Annotated in this window: 23 protein-coding genes; 10 read left to right on the top strand and 13 right to left on the bottom strand. The window is 51.2% G+C overall.

The genetic code is table 11. The annotated features are described in order from the left end of the window. Nucleotides 1–29: 29 nt before the first annotated feature. Nucleotides 30–653 carry an NUDIX domain-containing protein gene (locus ACWAU0_RS02120; protein WP_458138169.1) on the bottom strand — a complete coding sequence of 208 codons (624 nt, stop codon included), beginning with the start codon at nucleotides 651–653 and terminating at the stop codon, nucleotides 30–32. Then, nucleotides 650–1759: a PQQ-dependent sugar dehydrogenase gene (locus ACWAU0_RS02115; RefSeq protein ID WP_458138168.1), complete on the bottom strand. Its 1110-nt coding sequence runs from the start codon at nucleotides 1757–1759 to the stop codon at nucleotides 650–652. Before ACWAU0_RS02115 ends, ACWAU0_RS02120 begins: the two co-directional genes overlap by 4 nt. Nucleotides 1760–1871: 112 nt before the next feature. Between ACWAU0_RS02115 and htpX the strand changes: the two genes are divergently transcribed. Further along, nucleotides 1872–2747, top strand: coding sequence for a protease HtpX (htpX, locus tag ACWAU0_RS02110; protein WP_458138167.1), 876 nt, complete (start codon nucleotides 1872–1874; stop codon nucleotides 2745–2747). Between the two features lie 42 nt (nucleotides 2748–2789). Beyond that, on the top strand, nucleotides 2790–3017 hold the full coding sequence (locus tag ACWAU0_RS02105) for a DUF2835 domain-containing protein (protein WP_033157240.1): 228 nt from the start codon (nucleotides 2790–2792) through the stop codon (nucleotides 3015–3017). 173 nt (nucleotides 3018–3190) lie between these two features. Here the strand turns inward: ACWAU0_RS02105 and ACWAU0_RS02100 are convergent, their stop codons facing one another. Together ACWAU0_RS02100 and ACWAU0_RS02095 are read right to left on the bottom strand one after the other, a co-directional pair. Beyond that, the gene (locus tag ACWAU0_RS02100) at nucleotides 3191–3700 is read right to left on the bottom strand and encodes an RNA polymerase sigma factor (protein ID WP_415880049.1); all 510 of its coding nucleotides are present in this window, start codon (nucleotides 3698–3700) and stop codon (nucleotides 3191–3193) included. A gap of 662 nt (nucleotides 3701–4362) precedes the next feature. Further along, the gene (locus ACWAU0_RS02095; RefSeq protein WP_458138166.1) at nucleotides 4363–6765 is read right to left on the bottom strand and encodes a TonB-dependent siderophore receptor; all 2403 of its coding nucleotides are present in this window, start codon (nucleotides 6763–6765) and stop codon (nucleotides 4363–4365) included. 182 nt (nucleotides 6766–6947) lie between these two features. Here ACWAU0_RS02095 and ACWAU0_RS02090 point away from each other — a divergent pair, with 182 nt between their 5' ends. From ACWAU0_RS02090 to ACWAU0_RS02075, 4 genes are all read left to right on the top strand, one after another. Further along, the gene (locus ACWAU0_RS02090) at nucleotides 6948–7373 is read left to right on the top strand and encodes a putative toxin-antitoxin system toxin component, PIN family (protein WP_129871352.1); all 426 of its coding nucleotides are present in this window, start codon (nucleotides 6948–6950) and stop codon (nucleotides 7371–7373) included. After that, the gene (locus tag ACWAU0_RS02085) at nucleotides 7370–7588 is read left to right on the top strand and encodes a ribbon-helix-helix protein, CopG family (protein WP_033157051.1); all 219 of its coding nucleotides are present in this window, start codon (nucleotides 7370–7372) and stop codon (nucleotides 7586–7588) included. The genes ACWAU0_RS02090 and ACWAU0_RS02085 overlap by 4 nt, the downstream gene beginning before the upstream one ends. 102 nt (nucleotides 7589–7690) lie before the next feature. Next, nucleotides 7691–7936: a type II toxin-antitoxin system Phd/YefM family antitoxin gene (locus ACWAU0_RS02080; protein ID WP_033157050.1), complete on the top strand. Its 246-nt coding sequence runs from the start codon at nucleotides 7691–7693 to the stop codon at nucleotides 7934–7936. A gap of 5 nt (nucleotides 7937–7941) precedes the next feature. Beyond that, nucleotides 7942–8349 carry a type II toxin-antitoxin system VapC family toxin gene (locus ACWAU0_RS02075; protein ID WP_458139190.1) on the top strand — a complete coding sequence of 136 codons (408 nt, stop codon included), beginning with the start codon at nucleotides 7942–7944 and terminating at the stop codon, nucleotides 8347–8349. 51 nt (nucleotides 8350–8400) lie between these two features. On the opposite strand, the gene ACWAU0_RS02070 is transcribed toward ACWAU0_RS02075, so the two are convergent. From ACWAU0_RS02070 to ACWAU0_RS02060, 3 genes are all read right to left on the bottom strand, one after another. Further along, entirely contained in the window at nucleotides 8401–9459 is a 1059-nt protein-coding gene (locus ACWAU0_RS02070) for a FecR family protein (protein WP_458138165.1), read from the bottom strand. A gap of 48 nt (nucleotides 9460–9507) precedes the next feature. Next, nucleotides 9508–10029, bottom strand: a complete 522-nt coding sequence (locus tag ACWAU0_RS02065) for an RNA polymerase sigma factor (RefSeq protein ID WP_458138164.1) — start codon at nucleotides 10027–10029, stop codon at nucleotides 9508–9510. 287 nt (nucleotides 10030–10316) lie between these two features. Next, complete coding sequence (locus ACWAU0_RS02060) at nucleotides 10317–10826, bottom strand: sigma-70 family RNA polymerase sigma factor (protein WP_458138163.1); 510 nt, start codon at nucleotides 10824–10826, stop codon at nucleotides 10317–10319. A 407-nt stretch (nucleotides 10827–11233) separates the two neighbouring features. On the opposite strand from ACWAU0_RS02060, the gene ACWAU0_RS02055 reads away from it, so the two are divergent. After that, on the top strand, nucleotides 11234–11773 hold the full coding sequence (locus tag ACWAU0_RS02055; RefSeq protein ID WP_458138162.1) for an REP-associated tyrosine transposase: 540 nt from the start codon (nucleotides 11234–11236) through the stop codon (nucleotides 11771–11773). A gap of 156 nt (nucleotides 11774–11929) precedes the next feature. Here ACWAU0_RS02055 and ACWAU0_RS02050 read toward each other — a convergent pair whose 3' ends face one another. Next, nucleotides 11930–14356, bottom strand: coding sequence for a TonB-dependent siderophore receptor (locus ACWAU0_RS02050; protein ID WP_458138161.1), 2427 nt, complete (start codon nucleotides 14354–14356; stop codon nucleotides 11930–11932). A gap of 249 nt (nucleotides 14357–14605) precedes the next feature. On the opposite strand from ACWAU0_RS02050, the gene ACWAU0_RS02045 reads away from it, so the two are divergent. Continuing rightward, a complete protein-coding gene (locus ACWAU0_RS02045; RefSeq protein WP_458138160.1) occupies nucleotides 14606–14869 on the top strand; it encodes an AbrB/MazE/SpoVT family DNA-binding domain-containing protein in 264 nt (87 codons plus the stop codon). Then, nucleotides 14856–15245 (top strand): type II toxin-antitoxin system VapC family toxin, encoded by a 390-nt coding sequence (locus ACWAU0_RS02040; RefSeq protein WP_458138159.1) that lies wholly within the window; start codon nucleotides 14856–14858, stop codon nucleotides 15243–15245. Before ACWAU0_RS02045 ends, ACWAU0_RS02040 begins: the two co-directional genes overlap by 14 nt. A 58-nt stretch (nucleotides 15246–15303) precedes the next feature. Here the strand turns inward: ACWAU0_RS02040 and ACWAU0_RS02035 are convergent, their stop codons facing one another. Further along, nucleotides 15304–16269 (bottom strand): FecR domain-containing protein, encoded by a 966-nt coding sequence (locus tag ACWAU0_RS02035; protein ID WP_458138158.1) that lies wholly within the window; start codon nucleotides 16267–16269, stop codon nucleotides 15304–15306. Between the two features lie 6 nt (nucleotides 16270–16275). Then, entirely contained in the window at nucleotides 16276–16785 is a 510-nt protein-coding gene (locus tag ACWAU0_RS02030) for a sigma-70 family RNA polymerase sigma factor (RefSeq protein WP_205453512.1), read from the bottom strand. A gap of 406 nt (nucleotides 16786–17191) precedes the next feature. Between ACWAU0_RS02030 and ACWAU0_RS02025 the strand changes: the two genes are divergently transcribed. Next, a complete protein-coding gene (locus tag ACWAU0_RS02025) occupies nucleotides 17192–18481 on the top strand; it encodes an MFS transporter (RefSeq protein ID WP_458138157.1) in 1290 nt (429 codons plus the stop codon). 201 nt (nucleotides 18482–18682) lie between these two features. Here the strand turns inward: ACWAU0_RS02025 and pqqA are convergent, their stop codons facing one another. From pqqA to ACWAU0_RS02010, 3 genes are all read right to left on the bottom strand, one after another. Continuing rightward, a complete protein-coding gene (gene pqqA, locus ACWAU0_RS02020; RefSeq protein WP_458139189.1) occupies nucleotides 18683–18757 on the bottom strand; it encodes a pyrroloquinoline quinone precursor peptide PqqA in 75 nt (24 codons plus the stop codon). 530 nt (nucleotides 18758–19287) lie between these two features. Continuing rightward, entirely contained in the window at nucleotides 19288–20505 is a 1218-nt protein-coding gene (locus ACWAU0_RS02015; protein ID WP_458138156.1) for an MFS transporter, read from the bottom strand. Between the two features lie 88 nt (nucleotides 20506–20593). Next, nucleotides 20594–21706 (bottom strand): NADH:flavin oxidoreductase/NADH oxidase, encoded by a 1113-nt coding sequence (locus ACWAU0_RS02010; RefSeq protein ID WP_458138155.1) that lies wholly within the window; start codon nucleotides 21704–21706, stop codon nucleotides 20594–20596. Nucleotides 21707–21866: the final 160 nt, after the last annotated feature.

Below are 21866 nucleotides of genomic sequence, written 5' to 3'. Positions count from 1 at the left end.
GCGGGCTAAGGCCCGGTCCACTGTGGCAGTTACCACGCAGGCGAATTAACTCCAGTCAACCAGCGGGCACGTAATCCCTCGCGATGGATATACAGCCATTGAATCGCCAGGATGGGAATGCCGGATTCGATTTTGCCGTCTTCCAGCATTTGAAATACCTCGTCGAATTTGACGGCTGTGACGCGGATGTCTTCATCTTCCTCGTCAAGGCCATGAATGCCGCCGACTCGGCTGCTATCGACCCGGCCGCAGAACAGGGTAATCCATTCCGATGAGCCGCCGGGCGTGGTGAAGAACTGTTTTATTTCGATGAGTTCTTCAATTTCGCAGCCCGCTTCCTCGCGGGCTTCGCGATAAGCGACTTCTTCAGCGGTTTCACCTTCTTCAATGGCGCCGGCCACAATTTCCAGCTGCCACGCCCGTTCTGGTTGCAGCACAGCGCCGACGCGGAATTGCTCTATCAACACCACTTCGTCGCGGTTCGGATCATACAGCAGCACGGCCACGCAATTGCCGCGGCGGAACAATTCCCGCTTTAAAGGGGGGCTCCAACCGCCGTTGAACAGCGTGTGTTTCAGGGTGTATTGCTCCAGCCGGAAAAAGCCTTCATACACAACCTGCGTATCCAATATTTGAAATTGTTTGTCGTTCATCGGCCGTAGCTTACCCGGTAGATGACGCCCAAGCTGTCGTCGCTGATCAACAAGCTGCCGTCCGGCATTTGAATAATGTCGTTCGGACGGCCGAGTACCTGGCCTTCCGCTGTCAGCCAACCGCTGATGAAGGGTAGTTCGTTATACGCTTGGCCTTCGCGGAATTTGACCACATTCACCTGATAACCTTGCGGCACGGTGCGATTCCAAGAACCATGTTGGGCGACGAACAACTGCCGGAAATAAGTGTCCGGAAATTGTTTGCCGGTGTAAAAACGCATGCCGAGCGGGGCAATGTGGGCTTTATATTTCCAGGCTGGGGCCTTGAATTTGTAGCATTGCTTGTCGCCAATATATTCCGGGTCTGGAATGGTTCCGGCATGGCAATATGGGAAGCCGAAATGCTCGCCTTTTAGGTTCCATTCGTTCAGTTCGTCAGGCGGCATGTCATCGCCCAGATAGTCGCGGCCGTTGTCATTGAAAAACAGATGGCCGCTGCGGGTTTCCCAATCGAACCCCACCGTGTTACGGATGCCGCGTGCCAGGATTTCCATGTCGCTTCCGTCCGGGTCCATGCGAATTAGCGAGCCGTAAATCGGTTTGTCCGGGTCGCAGACGTTACAAGGCGCGCCGATGGCGGTGTATAACTTGCCGTCGGGGCCGAAGCGCAGATATTTCCAGCCATGGTGGCGGTCGGAGGGAAACTGGTCGAATACTGTGACCGCTTTGGGCGGGCTGGCCAAGCGCTGACCAACCTCGTCGAAACGAATGATGCGGTGAATTTCAGCGACATACAACGTGCCGTCTTTGTAAGCCACGCCATTGGGTAGATTGAGCTGTTGAATGAGCAGATATTTTTGTTCGGCAACACCGTCGCCATCCTTATCCTGTACCGCATAGACGCTGCCTTGGCGGGAACCGACATAGACCACGCCATTGTCGCCCAGCGCCATTTGCCGGGCATTGGGAACGTCGTCGGCGAATATTCTGATATTAAAACCCGGCGGCAGACGTAATTGTTTTAGCACGGCTTCTTGTTCGGGGGTGGCTGCCAAGCAAACCGGTACAGCGGCAAACAGCATCAACAGCGACTTTATAATTTTCATTTTTATGTCCCTCAAGTAAACTTTGGCAGATGTTAACACTCTATAGTCTTGAATTTAATCTTTCGGCTCCCCAGATTAAACCCACTTTATAACAACACAGGAAAGTTACGCCATGATGAGAATATTGCTGTTTTTGGCCACCAACGTGGCCATTATGATTGCGATCAGCATCATATTTAGTATATTTGGCTTGCAAGGCGCACTGGATGCTCAAGGCGTCAACTTGAACATCGAAGGCCTGCTGGCCATGTCGGCGGTCATCGGCATGACCGGTTCGGTGATTTCATTGTTCATGTCCAAATGGTCGGCTAAAAGTTCGATGGGTGTGCACGTTATCGAGCAGCCGGAAAACCAAACCGAACAATGGTTAATCAGCGTGGTCGAACGCCAAGCCAGGCAAGCCGGAATCGGTATGCCGGAAGTGGGTATCTTCGATGCTCCGGAAGCCAACGCCTTTGCCACCGGCGCCAACCGTAACAATGCTTTGGTGGCGGTCAGTACCGGTTTGCTGCGCAGCATGAGTGCCGATGAAGTGGAAGCGGTGGTCGGCCACGAGATTAGCCATGTCGCCAACGGCGATATGGTGACAATGGCCTTGATGCAGGGCGTAGTTAACACCTTCGTGTATTTTTTCGCTACCATCATCGGCTATGTGGTGGACCGGGTGGTATTCAAAACCGAACGCGGTTACGGTCCGGCGTATTATGTGACGCAAATGGTCGCGCAAATCGCGTTGTCGATTTTGGCTTCGATGCTGGTGATGTGGTTCTCGCGTTACCGCGAATTCCGCGCCGATGCTGGCGGTGCCAATTTGGCTGGCAGGCAAAAAATGATAGGTGCATTGCGCGCTTTACAGCGTTCACATGAGCCTGCCGAACTGCCCGGCGAACTGGCCGCATTCGGTATCAATGGTGGCGGCGTACAACGCTTGTTTATGAGCCACCCGCCTTTGGAAGAGCGCATCGCCGCTTTGCAAAACATGCGTTAGAACGCTCCCTTGCCGCGCCGGGTAAACCGGCGCGGCTTTTTTATGGCTAATCAATTCATTCGCTTCAAGTTGGATCTCAGTTACGACCAATATCTGGCGGTTTATCAAGGCGTCGCCAAAACCGTGGTGACGATTGCCGATGACGGCCGGCGCATCGTCTTTCCCGCGGGCAATATTCAGCGGTATCTAAGCAAATCCGGCATCCAGGGCCATTTTGAAATGGAGTTGGGGGCGGGCAATAAGTTTGTCGGCATCAAAAAGCTGGCGTGACGGCTTAAATCTTAGCCATGTTCGCGTTAATCGTTGATGTCGTCCCGGCGGACTGGCGGGACCAGGAAACCACCGAGTGCGCTGGATTTCGGCAATCCATGCCAATGACGGCGTTGACGATTCTTCAATGGCTAACGCAAACATTGCTTAAATCTTTCCGCTATCCCCTCAAGTTAACCATCATCCAAGTTCGCGCCGGCCAACATGCGTCCGGTTTGGTACAGCACCCGCTCGACCTGGCGCTCCGAGATCTGTAATTCGGCGGCAATGTGCTGATGGCGCTTGCCGTCTAGCCGACGCAAGCACCAGATTTGCCGATTGAGTGTGGGTAAGCCGCGCAGCCAGCTTTCGGCCGCCAACCATTGCTGCTCGCCTTGCACCAACCGCTCAGGTAAAGGACAGGGACATTGCCAGTCCTGGTCCAACGCCCCGCCGTCCCGAGCTTGTTGCCGGATTTGGGCGCGCAAATAATCCAAAGCCAGATTACCGGCCACCCGGTACAGAAATGCCCGGCAATTGGCGATGGCATCCTGCCCAGCATACTCGGCAATATGCAAAAAGGTATCTTGCAGCAAGTCGGCTGCCGCCTCCCGGCAATTGACCTGGCGCAGCAGAAATTGCTGTAGCTCGGCTTGGTGGCGTAAATACGCGGCGGTTAAGGGTGGGTAATGATCGTTCAACATTGGGCATGCCTAATTTTGCTGCTGTTACAGCTATACGTTGACGCTCGTGAGCGCCGAGCGACTCTATTCGGTTGGTGAGCAAGCCACCGGCAACCTAACAGTGATTTAAAAATGCGCCATTTTTTGATGGGCAATCAGTAGGGTGGATAAACCGTGCGCATCCACCAAGATTGCCGGATGCGCTTCGCTTATCCAGGGCGTAGGTTGGTGTGAGGTAACGAACCCCAACACGACAACCGTTGAACCACCAGCCAAACGTCAAAGCGAGACATCGCGACCCAAAAAATTATCAGCAAGGAGCAACGGGCAAACCGGTCGAAAATGTTGGGGTTCGTTACCTCACCCCAACCTACCAAAACCCAACTTACCGAGTTAACAGTGATTTAAAAATGATCCTTTCCTGATGGGCGATCGGTAGCGTGGATAAGCCGTGCGCATCCACCAAGATTGCCGGATAATTTTCTTATTTGCGGGGCGTTGGGGTGAGGTAACGAACCCCAACACGACAACCGTTGAACCACCAGCCAAACATCAAAGCGAGACATCGCGACCCAAAAAATTATCAGTAAGGAGCAACGGGCAAGCCGATCGAAAATGTTGGGGTTCGTTACCTCACCCCAACCTACCAAAACCCAACTTACCGAGTTTATATGTCATCGAGACTAGTACTCCACTCTCACCGATCCCATAAACGTCCTCGGCGCACCAACTTCGATAGCATTACGGCTGAATGCCGCGCTGGGGAAATACTCCTTATCGAGCAGGTTGTTGACGTTGAATTGCGTCGTTAATTTGCTACCCCCAATTTTCCAGGAATAACTGGTCAACAGATTAACCGTCGCATATCCGGGCAGCACGACGTCGGTGTTGCTTGTTTCGGTAGTTTGAGAGCCGCGAACAAGTACTCCACCACCGAACTTCAAGCCTCGCAACTTACCAGCTTGTAGCTCGTAAGTGGTCAACAAACTACCACCATGTTTGGGAACTCCTGGCAAGCGTTGACCATTTTCACCCGGATAACCTTTAATAACTTTCGCATCGGGTGTATAAGCATAAGCACCGATTATGTTCCATCCGGGTAGGATTTCTCCTTTTACATCGAATTCCAGGCCAGCTGTTTTAGCCTCTCCTATCGCTCTTGCGTCGATAAAAGTCGGTGGCTGATAAATTGCCATATTTTGCTTGGTCAGATCGAACCAAGCCAACGTAGCCATCAATTTTTTGTCGAAGAGTTCTGTCTTGGCTCCAAACTCCCACTGCTGTGCAGTTTCAGGACTTAATAACGAACCACCAATTGATCTACCAGATTGGACACCAACAAAGTTTTCAGTGTAACTGCCGTACACACTAAATTCCGGAATAGGTTGCCAGATCAAACCGCCGCGAGGTGTCAAGCTATCCTGCATGGGATTTTCAGTAACCGTCCCACTGACAAGATCGACATATTCATTTTCCGCACCGTCATAACGAAAACCCGCCAGCATAGAAAAGTTAAATGGCAATTTGATTTGATCTTGTAGATAAAGCCCGAACCATTGCTCCAATGCTGAGCTATTAACAACGGGTGCATTAGCTATTTGATTTTGGATGGCATTAGCTCCGAGATAAGTAGGATTATAAATATCGACGGCATTGAAATAATATTGCTCAGTACCTTGCCTAAAGGTACGAAAATAGTCACCCCCTAATAGTAACGTATGCTGTAATCCCCATGTATCGAAATGCCCCGTCAAATTGATCGCATTAAAATAGCTGGCATCATCTTCCGGCGGGCGATGTCCGACCACGCCAAATATATTTAACATTCTGTTGTCAGTATTTAACCCTGTCGGATTAGCTGCGTAAGTCTCTATACCATTGTAGACCGCGGTGAAACGATGGCTGAGCGTCCAATTGTCATTAAAGGCATGAGACCAATTCATGCCGACCAGAACCCGTTCGAACGTACTTCGCGGGTCTGCTTCACCTAAAAATCGACTGCGTGGTACATCGGCTGGTCGATTGCCAATTGCAGGTATGCCTCGGTCAAATACCACATGACCGTAATCGTATTCCAATTCAAAATTCACCTGGGTTTTAGGGCTAATGTTCCAAGTAACAGTCGGTGCGATAAAAATACGGTCGCTGCTTACCATGTCACGAAACGAGTTGGCATCCTTATAAGCCAGATTAATACGGTACAGTAACGATTTGTCGTCGGTAATCGGCCCGGTGGCGTCCACAGTGGTGCGATAGAAGTCGTAAGAACCGAATTGTTGTTGTAAGGAATAATACGGCGTTGCCAACGGTTGTTTGGTGACGTAATTGACCACACCGCCGGGCGCAGTCAGTCCATAGAGTAGAGAAGCTGGGCCTTTCAAAGCTTCTACACGTTCAACATTCGCCAAATCCCGGCCGCCCCAAGCCCCTCCCAACGGGAATGGCGCACCATTGCGATAATCGCCTGCGGGGTAATTATCAAAACCTCGTCGTCTTGACCAGTCCAGCCAATCACCCGAATTTGCAGTACCTTGATAGATACCGCTGACATAATTCAGCGCATCGCCCGGACGGACAGCTTGCGTGTCTTCCAAAACCTGTTTCGGCACCACCTGTATCGAAAACGGTGTTTCCATAATCGGCGTATCGGTTTTGGTGGCGGTGGATGCATTCGGTAAGTTGTAGTCAGGGTTGTAGGGATCAGTCGAATCATAAACCGCCTTCCCAGCAACCGTCACCGCCGGCAAAGTCGTCGTCGCATTGCTTCCCGTTTCTGCAGCCTTAACTGCCACCGCATCCTCCGCCGTAAAGATATAGGTCAAGCCGGTGCCGGTCAGTAATTTCTGCAAGGCTTCGCGCGCGGTAAAGTCACCTTGAATGCCGCTGGTTTGCTTGCCTTTCAGCGCTTCACCATCGCTGAATATTTGGATGTGGGTTTCCGCTGCCAGTGCTTTTAATGCATCACTCATGCTTTGCGGGGCAATGCTCAGGTGGTGAGTTTGTTGTTCGGCAAGCGCTGCGCCGGTTGCAGACAGGATTGCCAGTGCCAGCAGGCTGCGACGCGGTTTCCATGTGAATTTTTTCATTCTTGATCCTCTGATTGCTGAAAAGTCTGTGCCGTTTATTCCGGCTCATAAAGTAAGACAGCTCAGCGTCGAAAATCTGGTCAGCTTGGGAGAAGGTTTTTGCAAATTTTTTTCGATAGATGCTCTCTAAGGCCTGTGTTAAGATAATTTTGTGTGCATATGTGATGGCAATTTAACGAATCATGAGAGTCGTAATCGATACCAATGTATTGGTAGCAGGGCTGATAGGAAAGACAGGGCCGAATCGGGAAATCTTGCGGCGCTGTCTTGAAGGGGATTTACAGCCCTTTGTTGGCAACGCGCTTTATCTTGAATACCAAGATTTACTCAATCGTGAACATATCCAAGCATTATGCAATCAAACATCGGTTTCTTTGATGGCGTTTCTTGATGGCTTTGCGAGTGTCTGTACCTCTGTGGACGCGCGTTATCTTTGGCGGCCGAATTTGCAGGATGAAGCGGATAATCACCTTATTGAATTGGCTATTGCCGCACGTGCTTCTTACATTATTACCAACAATTTATCTGACTTCGCCAATGCGGAACTTAGGCACATCGGTTTTGAAGTCGTTACACCGCAACAGCTATTGAGGTTATTAGAATCATGACTACCTTATCCATTCGTTTACCTGAAGACATGGCGGAAAGATTGAAAGATATTGCCAAAGTTAGAGGCATTAGCCTTAACAAATTAATGTTTGAGTTTTCCGCACAAGCGCTGGCGGAAGATGAAGCCAGGCAACGGTTTATGGCTGCACAGGTGCGCGGCAATCCGAAACAGGCTTTGAAAATGCTCGATGAATTGGATGCTATGGGGCTTTGATTGATCTTATGTCTAAGCATGTTTTGAAGGCTGTTTAGCGTTTTGACACACCATTTTATAAAGCTCATACTCATAACTGGTATGACTGGACAGGAGAGATAGATGCATACTTGGCAATTACAAGAGGCGAAGAGCCGATTCAGCGAGGTGGTGGAGCTCAGCCTGAAAGAAGGCCCACAACTGGTGACTCGACGCGGTGAAGAGGCTGTTGTCATCTTGGCCGTTGACGATTATCGGCGCTTAAGCGGTCAATTGCCGCGTTTGAAGGACTGCCTGCTCAATGCGCCACGCGGTGAGGCCTTAGTGTTGGAACGATCCACAGAAGTGATTCGGGATCTGGCTTTGTGAAATATATGTTGGATACTTGTGCGCTCTCTGAGCTAGTCAAGAGTAAGCCCGATGCCAAAGTCCTACAGTGGTTTGAAGCTAGCAAAGCGCACGAGCTTTGCATCAGTGCGATGACTTTGGCTGAATTGCAGCGTGGTGTAAACCGGTTGCCAGAATCAAAGCTCCGATCTGAGCTTACGCTATGGCTACAAGAGTTGGAGATCGGTTTTGAAGATCGAATTCTGGTATTTGACACTAGGGTTGCAAAGGTGTGGGCGCAAATGACGGTTGAGGCAGAGGCACAAGGAAAATCCCTAGCTGCGTTTTGCTCGATCATTGCCGCGACTGCCCGAACGCATGGCTGTCGATTGGTTACTCGTAATGTTCGAGACTTCAGCAACGCAGGTATTGAAGCGCTTAATCCTTGGCTGTAAACATGATGGGCTAATCAGCCTCTTGGGACAAAGGGCTGGTTTGTATGCCTGTCAACCTCGGTTCGCAGAAACCACAATCTTGCCATCTTGAAATTGCTCGGTTTTGATCGGCAGTGCCGCCTGCAGGGTATTCAGTATTTTGGGCAGGTTGTCGATTTCGAAGCTGGCCGATACCCGGATCTGTTTGATAGCATCACCGCTATATTGAAAACTGACCTGGTGATAACGCTGTACTTGGCTTAACACGGTTTCCAAAGGCGCCATCTCAAATACCAGCCGGCCACTGCGCCAGGCAATGATGTTGGCAGCATTGGTGGCAATCGGCGCATTGACTTGGCCTTGGTCGTCGTAGCTAATTTGTTCGCCTGCTAGCAATGCAGGGTTTTCCTGGTTTTTCGGCGTGCTGCTCAGGTGCAGCCAAAATGCTGATCGGCTGATGACATGATCCAGCCAACGCGCTCCGGTTATTTTGCTGTCCGGAATGATCTGTACTTGTCCTTCAGTGACGGTGACTTGCGTTGTGTTGTTGGCCGAATAGACATTAAAGCGCGTGCCAATGTCATGAATACGGCCATTGCCGGCTATCACATCGAAAGGCCGGTCTATTTCATGAGCCACACTCACGTAAACTTCGCCTTTTTCCAGACCAATCACCCGGCGGTTGCCGGTCATTTTCACCGACAGTTGGGTATCGGTATTCAGGGTGATTTGCGAGCCGTCGGCCAAATCAATCGACTTGCGTTCACCGACTGCGGTGGCATAGCGATCAGTTAGCCGATACTCATTTAAACCAAAAGTCGTGGTCAAAACCAGCACGCCCATCAATCCGGTTGTTTGCGCTTTGCGGATGCGTTGTTTGCGCTGGATGCGCTTCGCCCGAATTTGTTGTGCGGCTTCCCGAGCCGGAAAGCTGGCTGGTTTAAGTTGATCCAGCTGTTGCCAAAGCTGGAGCGCGCGTTCGTATGCCAGGCGGTTGCTGTCATTTTGTGCCAGCCAATCCTGTAGCTGCTGTTCAGCAGCCGTCGTCCACTCGTCCGAATGTTGCGTGAACACCCAAAATCCGGCTTGTTCCTGGGGCGTACCGCTGAGTTTGTAAGTTTTGGATTTCATCTGGCCAGTCTTGTTTGCGCTTTACCTAATAAGACAGTTGAACACTGCTTATCGGGTCAGATTATCACCCAAAAAATCATGCCCCAGATGCTGAATAAGATGTTGCCAGGCTTTGAACACATAGCGTTGCGCCGATTTGCTGGAAATGCCCAGTGCTTCGGCAACCTCTGGGTAACTTAAACCATCCAGTTTGCTCAAGATGAAGGCGTGCTGTATGACTTCCGGCAGTTGCAGCAAAACCGATAGAAAACGCTCCAGTTGCTGCTGGATTGCGACCGTCGTTTCCGGCGCAGGCAGCGGGCAAACCAGGTGCTCCAGCTCTACCGGTTCGTCTGGCGTATACCGCAACCTGACCTGTTCGTGATCGTAGGCGTTTTTGCTGAGATTGGCGGCGGTTTTGAACAAATAGGCCCGGTGGTTTTCGATGGCCGTCAGATTGGGATGTTGCATTAATCGCAAAAAAGCTTCCTGGGTAATATCTTCCGCGATTGTGACATTGCTTTGGCGTTCAGTGAATGCCAGAAGCTCCTTGCCGTGTCTGCGGAATAGTTTGTCCAGTAATGTATTCATGCATTTTTGATCGAGGCAGGCTTAACGCGGTCAATCGGGTTGGTTTTTTGGGCAGAAAACCTGATAGAGCAGCAAAAAATATTCCATTTAACTGGCTTCGGGTTTTTTCATGGCATGTATTTTTCATAAAAACCCAATATATTCATGCGGTTAGATTATGTCTAAAGCTCTGGTCAAGCCGATATTTTGACAACGCACCCAGTGCTGGTAAGCAATTGTTTAAGAAAAATCGTGGCATATGACTTATTTTCTTGTCGGAGTAAGTGAAATCTCATATCCGATAGATATCAATAATCGTCCAGGCGGGCTCCTGCCAGCAATTTTCCGGTTCGGTACAAGATGTGTTCGACCTGACGTGTCGAGAGCTTTAATTCGGCGGCAATTTGTGGGTGACGTTTGCCGTCCAAGCGATGCAAGCACAAGATTTGTCGGTTGAGTGTGGGTAAACCACAAAGCCAACTTTCGATCACCAACCATCGTTTCTCGCCCTGTACAAAGCGCTCCGGCAGCGGCTTGGGGCACTGCCAGTCTTCGTCCAAAGCGCCGCCGTCCCGCGCCTGTTGCCGAGCTTGGCGACGCAAATAATCCAAAGCCAGATTGCCGGCCACCCGGTATAAAAATGCCCGTTGGTTGGTGATTTGTTTTTGCGCCGGATATTCAGCGATGTGCAGATAGGTATCTTGTAGCAAGTCCGCTGCAGCTTCCCGGCACTGGACTTGCCGCCACAGAAATTGCTGTAGCTCGGTTTGGTGCTGTAAAAACGCGGCAGTTAAGGGTGGGTGTGGTTCGTTCGTCATCTAATATCAAAAAGATTGCCGCTTTTAAGCTGTGCCTCGGCGCCCATGAGTTCCGAACAACTTTGAGTAATTCGTGTTTTGCATCAGCGTATGGAATGCGCGCGGCATTTGGTTTGACCGGGTTTTGGGGTCAATTTGAGAACGGGCGGAAAATCGCCGAGAGCGTAGGTTGGGGTGACGATAGGAACCCCAACACGACAACCGTTGAGCCACCAGCCAAACCTGAAAGCGAGACATCACGCCCCATAAAGCCATCAGCAAGCAGCAAAGGCCGAACCGACGACGATTAAAAATACCGTCATCATCAGGCCTGTGTAACGATGCAGCAAAACCCAAAACGGGCGAATTTTCATCATGACTCCCATGCTATATTTCCAAACATCCCAAACCCCAACCCAACGGCTACCATGCTATACCGACGTCATTTCAGCGAAGGCGGCAGTTATTTTTTTACCGTTAATCTGGCGCAAAGAAAACGGTGCTTATTGGTGGAACACATCGACTCACTCCGCGAAACCATTCGCATTGTGCGCAGCCGCCATCCATTTCAAATTGACGCCATGGTGGTCATGCCCGATCATTTGCACGCCATATTTACCCTGCCGCCCAATGATTCCGATTACCCGACCCGTTGGATGCTGATCAAGTCCGGTTTTTCCAGACAAATCCCCAAAACAGAACGCATCAACGCTAGCCGCCGTAGCAAAGGCGAGCGCGGCATCTGGCAGCGCCGATTTTGGGATCACACCATCCAAGACGAAGACGATTTTCGCCACCACATCGATTACATCCATTACAACCCTGTCAAACACGGTTACGTCACCCGCCCAGCCGATTGGTTACATTCCAGCATCCATAAATACATAAACGCTGGCACATTGCCCGCCGAGTGGGGAGCCGCCTCCCCCGAAAACGACAAACGGTTTGGGGAGCGTAGGTTGGGGTGAGGCACGAACCCCAACACGACAACCGTTGAGCCACCAGCCAAACATGAAAACGAGACATTGCAGCCAACAAAACAGCTAATGATTTGTAAAGTTCAAACCGGTCAAATGTTGGGGTTCGTTACCTCACCCCAACCTACGCAAGCCCAACTTACCGAGTTAAAACTCCAATTTCAATGAACCAAGAAATGACCTTGGCGTACCGATAGTGACACGTGTTCCGGGGCCAGCAGGAGTAAAAGACACGTCTTGAAGGTATTCCTTATCCAACAGGTTATTAATATTCAGTTGAGCTGATATTTTTGAACGCCCCACTTTCCAGCTATATCCAGCCAGTAAGTCGACAGTGGCATAACCCGCGTTACTGTAGACATTTGTAAAATCAACGGAAGAATCTCTTAGAGAGACCCCTCCACCTAACTTCAAACCTTCAAGTGCCCCCTGTTGAAAATCGTATGTGGCCCAAAGGCTACCCATGTTCCGAGGAACGGCATAAGGACGCATACCTTGACGACCGCCATTATCTTTTATAACGAGTGTGTCAAGATTCGCGTAAGTCGCGATCAGGTTCATTCCCGGCATAATTTCGCCACGAATATCAATTTCCGGACCTCGTGATCGCACTTCACCGGTGGCGACAGAAAAGAGCGGGTTAGTCGGATCTGTGGTGGCAACATTCTGCTTGGTCAAATCAAAATAAGCTAAGGTGGCGCTTAATCGACCGCCGAAAAACTCTGTTTTGGCACCCACTTCCCATTGCTGAGCACTCTCAGGTGGTAACGGCTTAAGTGAAACAGATTGAGCATTTGATACACCAAAATTTTCCACATAATTACCGTATAGGCTTAGCCAGTCCTTCGGCTGCCATAAAACACCAACCCTTGGAGTAACCGCATCATCAGCTGTCAAACCCTGATTCAAAATATTGTCTTTTTGTTTGACATATTGATATCGAAGTCCGCCCATGATGTGGACGCCAAACGGCAAAGTTATCTGATCTTGCCCATAAATACCAAAATAGTCAGTGCTATTGTCGTAAGGAAAATAGGTGGCAGGATCATAGGCTAACGTGGAAGTGTGAACAGGATTGTAAATATTCACTGATGGGAAAGATGTGCTGTTTAGAAAAGCCCCGGAATCATCAATACGATAGTAGTCGCCACCGACAATTAGGGTGTGATTGAGCCCATAGGTGTCAAAATTACCGGTTAAATCTAACGTCGTGTAATAAGTATTTAGATGCTGAGGTCCGGTATAAAAAATTCGGTCGAGCGTATTGCCATTCGTTAGTGTGGAACTGTTCGGTAAAACCGATGCAGCGGTTCGATCCATCAGATTGGCATTAAAACGATGACGGATAGACCAATTATCATTGAATTCATGTGACCAATTTATTCCAACCAATTTTTCTTCAACCGGATTTGGCGAACGCTCCATCAGGTTACGGCTCTTCGGCATATTGATAAATTGTCCGTTGACATAGGGCCAAACCATCGGATCGTAATTGAGATTATCGTGGCGATATTCCAGTTCTAAAGTCGCTTGAGTTCGCGGACTTAAATGCCATGTAATAACAGGCGCTAGAAATGTTCTCTCGTTATTAACCAGTTCTCGATACGACCCGCTACTTTCAAAGGAAGCATTAAATCGGTATAGCAGTGATTTATCCGCGTTTATTGGGCCCGTTGCATCAACGGTGGTTCGAAATAAGTCCCAAGATCCGAATTGTTGTTGCAACGAATAATAGGGTGTTGCTAAAGGTTGTTTCGTAACGACGTTTACCATGCCTCCTGGCTCCATCCGGCCATACAGGATAGATGCGGGCCCTTTCATGATCTCAATTCGTTCTATATTAGCCATTTGGCGGGTTCCAATGGATGAATATTGATTGTCGATCCTGAAGCCATTTCTGAAATAGGTGGAAGAACGAAAACCTCTTAACCAGATATCGTCAGATAGCCCCCCAGAACCTGAACTAGTAACAACTCCGCTAACGTATTTAACAGCTTCAGACATTTGAATAACCTGTTTGTCATTAAGCACCGCTTTAGGTATGACCTGAATATTTACAGGCGTTTCCATTAGGGGAGTATCCGTTTTTGTGGCAGTGCTAGCATCATGAATTGAATACGCTTTGTTAAACGGATCGGTCGAGTCATAAACCGCCTTCCCCAAAACCGTCACCGCCGGCAAAGTCGATGCCGCATTACTCCCCGAATCCACCACCTTGATAGCCACCGAGTCCTCACCGGTAAAGCTGTACGTCAAACCGCTACCCGCCAGCAGTTTTCTAAAGCCTTCTTCGATGGTGTACTCGCCATCCAGCCCGCTAGTGGTTTTGCCGTCGGTCAACGTGGCTTCCGCTGAAAATAGTAAGCCGGAGCTAGTCGCAAACTGCCTTAAGGCCTGACTCAACGAGCCGCCGCCAATATGGTAGCTGCGCTTAATGCTGGCGTGGTCGTTACTGCTTTCCGCATGGACGGGAGCGGATACGGTTAATGCGGAGGCCAGTAGAATGCCTTGTATAGCCAGGTGCAGTCGAGAGGGCTGTAAGTCGTGCTTGCTGATGTGAAAGGTCGATGACATCGGTTTTATCTCCTTTAAAAAATGCGGTTGTCATTACCTATGTCAATCGAGACTGAAAAAGCGGAACTGGAAATTGAAAATATTTTTAAATAATTTTTAAGTGGCTGTTTTTATTTAAAAACAAATTTGATTTTTTGGCGCATACCAGGTGTATTAATGGTAAGGGAGATCGATTAAGGAAGTACGTTGACAGAGAAAGAGCCCGTTACTAACATCTTACGTTTTTCTTACCATGTGACTGGAGTCTTTATGGAGAAAACCAAGCTTTCCAGCAAGGGACAAGTGATTATCCCCAAGCATTTGCGTTCGATTTACCACTGGCACACTGGTCAAGAGCTGTCGGTGATCGATACCGGTGACGGTATTTTGTTTAAGGCGAAAACACCTTTTAGCGAAACGAGCCTGGATGATGTGGCGGGCTGTTTGGCTTATCAGGGTGGTGCCAAGTCGCTGGATGATATGGAACGCGCGATTAACCAAGGTCTGAAGGCGCAATTAGATGATTGCGATTGATACCAATGTTGTGGTGCGCTTACTGACGCGGGATGATGCCGATCAGTATGCAAAAGCCTATAAATTGTTCAAGAAGCAGGATGTTTTTATAGGTGATACCGTCATTCTCGAAACCGAGTGGGTATTGCGGTTTGCCTATGATTACACGCCAACAGAAATTGCCCAGGCGTTTTCAGGGTTGTTCGGCTTGGTCAACGTGCATATTAGCCAGCCCACGGTCGTTGCTCAGGCCATTGACTGGCATCAACAAGGAATGGATTTTGCTGATGCGTTACACTTGGCGAGTAGCCAGCAGGTGAAAAAATTCTACACGTTTGACAAAAAATTTCAGGCATCCGCAAAACGAATCACTGGGCGTGAAGTTTTGAGCCCCTGATTGCCCGTTTGCGGTCTCAGAGCCAAACCCCTAGTGGCAACAGATGGATGGCGCGCGCTCAGCGCGGCAACACTTTCACCCAGAAAGGTAGAGGATTGGAGAGTTTGACTGGCAAGTTGGTAGCCAGCGAGGCCAGGATTTTGTCGGTATCCTTGAGCGGGAAGGAGCCTATGATGCGCATGTCGGCAATTTCCGGCGCGCAGGTGACGTAACCTTGCCGGTAACGATTCAGTTGCAGCAGAAACTCGCTGAGCGGGATGTCGTCAGCGACGATGACGCCCTGGGTCCAGGCGGGTTTGTCGAGTTTGCTTGGCTGTATGGGTTCGATGCGATCAGCTGCAAATTGGGTATTTTGTCCGGCATGTAGCTGCTGTTTAGGGCTGTTAGGATGGGCTGGCTGAATCTCTACGCTGTCGGCAAACACCGTGACCTCGCTGCGGTCGGCTTGTTGGCTGACGCTAAAACGGGTGCCCAGCGCCAGAACCCGGCCATCCTGGGTATCGACCACAAAGGGTCGCTGCCAACCCGCGTTATCCTTGGCGGTCTCGATATAAATTTCCCCGGAGATCAGTTGCAAGCGCCGCAAATCAGCGCTGAATGCCACGTTCAAGGCGCTGCCGCTGTCCAGCGCCACTGTCGAGCCGTCCGCCAAAGTGATCGTTTGGATTTGGCCTTGTGCGACATGGTAATCCGCGGTCCAGACTTGCCAGTAGCGAGCACGGGAAAATTGCCAGCTCGTTAAGCCGACGGCACCCAGCAGTGCCAAGTTTTTAATGGCGCGTCTGCGCTGCAAATCAGGCGCGCTTAAAGCGGCTAACGCGGTTTTGGGCGGCAGCGATTTGAAGCGATCAATATGAAATTCCACTCTGGACCAAGCGGTTTGATGGTCGGGATGTGCGGCTAACCAGGCTTGCCATTGCGCGGTTTCATTGGCTTGCACTCGTCCGGATCGGAATAACGCAAACCACTCGGCTGCTTCAGCCAGAATGCGCGGGTCGATTTCCAGGGGGCGTTTTTGTTGCATCTGGGATTAAAACCCGGCGCTCAGGCACTGAAACATGGCTTGTGCCATGTATTTTCTGACCATGCGGTCACTGACGCCTAATTGCCGACCGATTTCGGCATAAGTGAGGTCGTCGAGTTGCGCCAACAAAAAAGCCTTACGCACTTTTGCCGGTAGTTGATTGAGCAATTCGTCGATTTCCCGCAAGACTTCGAGCACGATGGCGCTATCCTCCGCCGAAATGACCCGCTCCTCGGGATAGGCCGCGAGTCTCGCCAGATAAGCCTGTTCGATACTGTTGCGCCTCCAGTGATTGATCAGCAGGCGTTTGGCGATGGTGGTCAGGTAGGCACGGGGTTCGTTGAGACTTGGTGTGTCTTTTGCGGCGATGACGCGCAGAAATGTATCTTGGGCATGATCTTCCGCCTGCAGGCGGTCCTGCACCCGTTTTTCCAACCATTGCAGCAGCCAGGGGTGGTGGTCCTGATACAGGCGGGTGAGGTCTTGTTGGCCGTCGTCAATACACTCTGTGCTCATCGATTTAGTTTTACATGCCCAGTTTACAAAAGGTCTTACGCATTGCCGTTAATGCTTTCGGCCTAGCGGCCCCGCTTTTTTTGCAAACTCAAAAGTAAGCAAGAACCGCTCCGAAGTCGTTGATTTAGGCGTTTTCCTGTTTAGGGCTTTAAAAAAACAAATAAAATCATTTTCTTACAGTTGCTCACGCTCAGGCGCATGGTCGAGCCGGGGAGTGCGCTGCTTCGAAACCTGATGTCTAAAATGCGTGATTTGGCGTATTTTGTTTGGGAATGCGTGAAATCACCTAAATCCCCCTGGCCCCGCCGTTGAGGTATGGATCGGCCCTGTTAAACGCCATCGAAATGGGTGTGGTTCAACGGGGGGCGTAAGTTAAGATGTGCAAAAACTCATCGGCTTAAACGACATGTCTCATTCCAATGTCCCGTACTCGGAAACAAGGCGGCTGTTCAATATCTTCAGCGGCTCGGTTGGCAACCTGGTGGAATATTTTGATTGGGCCATTTACGCGGCGTTTGCCTTGTACTTTGCTCCGGCTTTTTTCCCGGAAACCGATCAAACCGCCCAGTTGCTGAATAATGCGGCGATATTTGCGGTAGGCTTTATTTTTCGGCCTTTGGGCGGATGGTTGCTCGGCAGTCTGGCGGACCGCAAAGGCCGGAAAAGCGCTTTGTTGCTTTCGGTCAGCTTGATGTGTTTAGGATCGTTAATCATCGCTTGCACGCCGGGCTATGCGGTAATTGGTATGTGGGCGCCGGCCTTGTTATTGTTCGCCCGCATGTTGCAGGGCTTTAGTATCGGCGGCGAATACGGCAGCTCCGCCACTTATTTAAGCGAAATGGCCGCACCCGAGCGGCGCGGCTATTACTCCAGTTTTCAATATGTCACCATCGTCTTGGGGCAAATTCTGGCTTTGGGTTTATTGATGTTGCTGCAAAAATGCCTGCTGAGCAGCGCAGAGCTGCATGATTGGGGTTGGCGTATCGGCTTTATCGTCGGCGGCTTACTGGCGGTGGTGGCGATGGGCTTACGCGGTAACATGGCCGAGACCACGGCTTTTGTCGAACAACATACTTATCCCTCCCAACGCGCCCAGCTGCGGGAACTGTTGAACTACCCCAAACCGTTAATGACCGTGGTGGCATTGACCGCCGGCGGGACCTTGTCGTATTACACCTTTACCGTCTACATGCAAAAGTATCTGGTCAACACCACCGGCTTTAGTAAGGACGATGCCACCACAATCTGCACGCTAGCCTTGATCGTATTCATGTTGCTACAGCCGCTGTTCGGTTTAATTTCTGACTACCTCGGCCGCCGCAAGATGCTGATTGCCTTTGGCGCTGGCGCAACCCTGTTTACTGTGCCATTGCTTGATCTATTGGGCCACGCGCAAACATTGGAGTCGGCATTGGGATGGTATGTTTGTGCATTGTTGATTGTCTCGGGCTATTCGTCGGTTAACGCCATTGTCAAAGCCGAGCTGTTTCCGGTGCATATTCGGGCCTTGGGGGTTGGCTTTCCCTACGCCTTGACCGTAGCGATATTCGGCGGCACCGCCGAGTACCTGGCTCTGTGGCTGAAAAGCCTGGGACACGCGGAATGGTTTGCATACTACGTTAGCGCATGCGCGGCTTTATCGATGCTGGTGGCTTGGATGATGCCGGAACCCATAAAGGTGTCGCGGCTGGACTAATGAACGGCTTGGGGCTTGGCTGCTGAGTGGTTCGCTATGTTGAGGTACTGGCAGGTTGCGCTACTTTGCAGACCTTAGAGCTTGCGAATTTTACGGCCTGTTCTCGCGGGTACGGACTTTCGTTAGTTCAGGCCGCTTCAATGCCAATTTATGCGGGAAAAAAGCGGAGTAACTGGTTATGTTAACTCCGCTTGTATTTGTTTAGCGGTTGTAGATGTACACGGTGACTTCAACGCCGAAACGCAGATCGGTAAAGCGTGGTGTTTCCCGTTTTATATACTGCTCTTAAAGCAAGCATTGTCATAGCCGGGGTCCGAAAAATAGCCGGAAAATCCGGTTTCTCGCGAAGTCTTATGACATTAAATTCTTAAAGAGCAGTAACCAACGCGAGTTTAACGGGCGACTACTGAGCCATCAGGCCGCCCATCATCATGATGGGCGGCTTCAACCTCCTGCATCGGTCCGGATCATCTCACCCTTAACCCGTGACGCCGGGCAAAGCGGATAATCCCGTCCGCGAGATAGCGATGCTGTCTCAGCGAAATTGGACAACGCCAATTTCCAAGGTAAATTCCAGATTTGTTTCGCCGTTTTGGCGAAATTGGGTTTAAGTCAGGTATTCAGGGGGAGACATGGGACCGTATTACAGAGGTACATCGCAAAGCACCGGTGCATTTTTTGACATGTTTTATCAACATCCGATCTTGATGTTAGTTTTAGTGGTAGCCACGATTGGCGCGGGTTTTTTATTGATGCGCGGAAAAAAGTCTGAATAAAACCGCTGTTTTGGGCAATTGACACGAAGATTACTGGAGCTGATTAAGCTCCAGCCTGCGTAGTTTAGGCGCGCATTTAGCCGTAACCGCCACTACCAACAGCGTCATGCCTCCGCCAAACACTACTGACGGTACCAAGCCCAGCAGCCGAGCGGCAACCCCGGATTCGAACGCACCCAGTTCGTTAGATGAGCCGATGAATATGCCGTTGATCGCCGCGACTCTGCCGCGCATATTATCCGGCGTGGCCAATTGCATGATGGTGGTGCGCATCACCACCGATACCCCGTCGCAAATGCCAGACAACAGTAAGGCCAGGCCTGCTACCCAAAAACTGGTCGAAAGCGCAAAGCCGATCATGCACAAGCCAAAGCCGGCTACGGCGATCAGCAACCAGCGTCCGGCTTGCTTGTTGAGGGGATGCCGGGCTAGAAACAAGCCGGTCATCACCGCGCCAACGGCGGGCGCTGCACGTAAAATCCCCAGGCCTTCCGGGCCGTAATGAAATATGTCGTGAATGAAGGCCGGCAGCATGGCTACCGCGCCGCCAAACAATACCGCGAACATATCCAGCGACTGCGCGCCCAAGATGATCTGGTTATTGAATACAAAGCGCAGGCCTTCGGCGATGCTGGTAAAAATCGGCGCGCTTTCCGCTGCCGGCGGTTCCTTGATGCGTAAGGACAGCAAAGCCAGCGCGGCCAACACACATAAACCACCGGAAATGCCGTAAGCCACAGTCTTGCCGGCCCAGCCGACCAGAATCCCGCCCAGTGCCGGGCCAGCGACTAAAGCAAACTGAAATACCGAACTTCCTAGGCCGGCAGCGCGCGCATATTGTTCACGTTGCAAAACCAGGGCGAACAGTGCGCTGTAAGATGGGCCGATAAAGGCCCGCGCCACGCCGGTGACGGCTATGGAGCCGTACATCAATACCAGCGGATTATCGGGAATCCATTGTGCGGCGATGGCGGTCAAGGTCAAGGCGTTGAGGCATAACAGCAAACACGCTGAAATCGCGAACCAGCGCCGTGAGTAATGATCGACAGCGTAACCGGCGAACAGCGCGCTGCAAAAATACGGGACCACTTCGGCCAGGCCTATCAGGCCCAAGGCCAGCGGGTCGTGCGTCAGTTCGTAGATATGCCAGCCCACCACAATCGCCACGATTTGATAGGCCAGCACGATCAGTACGCGAAACGTTAACAGTCTTAGAAAAGCGGGGTTTGCAGTGCCTAAAAAACGCATGAATCTCCAATATTCAAATACAGCCGGTTACAACTACATGGACGAATTTATTATGTGACTGATTGACGTGGTTAAGCCAGTCAAAATCTTAGCGTTGCCGAAAGCGAATGTCGCCAAATAAAGCCTTTTGTTCGCGCGGCTGACAGCGCCAGTATTGCGGCGGCGCTGCGACTTGGGCGCCCAGTTTGGCGGCGGCATGCCAGGGCCAGCGTGGATCGTAGAGTATGCCGCGCGCTAAGCCCACCATATCAGCTTGGCCGTCGGCGACGATGGCTTCGGCGTCTTCCGCTTCTGTGATCAGGCCGACGGCAATGGTGGGCAGGCCGGTTGCTGCTCGGATGCTCGCCGCCAGCGGCACTTGGTAATGGGGGCCAACCGGGATTTTTTGTAGTGGCGACAGGCCACCGCTGGAGACGTGGATAAACGCGCAGCCGCGTGCTTGCAAGGCTTTGGCAAAGATCACGCTTTGCGCCAAGTCCCAGCCGCCGTCCACCCAATCGGTCGCGGAAATTCGCACGCCGATGGGTATTTGCATTGGTACGGCAGCCCGCATCGCGTCGAATACCGCCAACGGGAAATGCATCCGGTTTTCCAGCGAGCCGCCGTATTCGTCGTCACGCTGATTGGATAAGGGCGAGAGGAATTCGTGCAGCAAATAACCGTGGGCGGCGTGTATCTCGATGGCGTCCAGCCCCAATTTATGCGTGCGCTTGGCGGCCGATACAAACGCCTGCACGATGCGTTGCAATCCGCTGGCATCGAGCGCAGTCGGCGCGGGGTCGTCCGGCATAAAAGGCAGTGCCGACGGTGCGACGGTCTGCCAGCCGCCTTGTTCGATATTGACCAGACCGCCACCGTCCCAGGGCGCGGCGGTGGAGGCCTTGCGGCCGGCGTGTGCCAGCTGAATCGCTATGGGTATCTGCGAATATTTTCGCACCGCAGTTAACACCCGGGCCAAAGCGGCTTCGGTGTCGTCCGACCAGAGGCCGAGATCGGCCGGCGAGATGCGGCCTTCCGGCTCCACGGCCGTGGCTTCGATAATCAACAAGCCGGCGCCGGACATCGCCAAATTGCCTAGATGCATTAAATGCCAATCGCTGGCTTCGCCGTTGACTGCCGAGTACTGACACATCGGCGCGATGACGATACGGTTGGGCAGCGTAACCGTGCCGAGGGAATAAGGCGAAAAAAGCTGACTCATTTCAGGGTACCTTTGAATAAAGTGGGTGTTAATCCAATGTTGCAGTCTACGAGCTCGGTTCTGGCTTGGCAATGGGAAGGGCTCTGTCGTGCAGTGCCGAATTTACGGCAGGAAAGGGCGTTGAGTTTGCCGCATTCGTTGTAACTTGGCCCGGCTTGCT

Source organism: Methylomonas sp. Uni0009, assembly GCF_054188105.3.
Note: the sequence above shows the minus strand (reverse complement) of the source record. Positions and strands in the feature narration are given on the sequence as shown.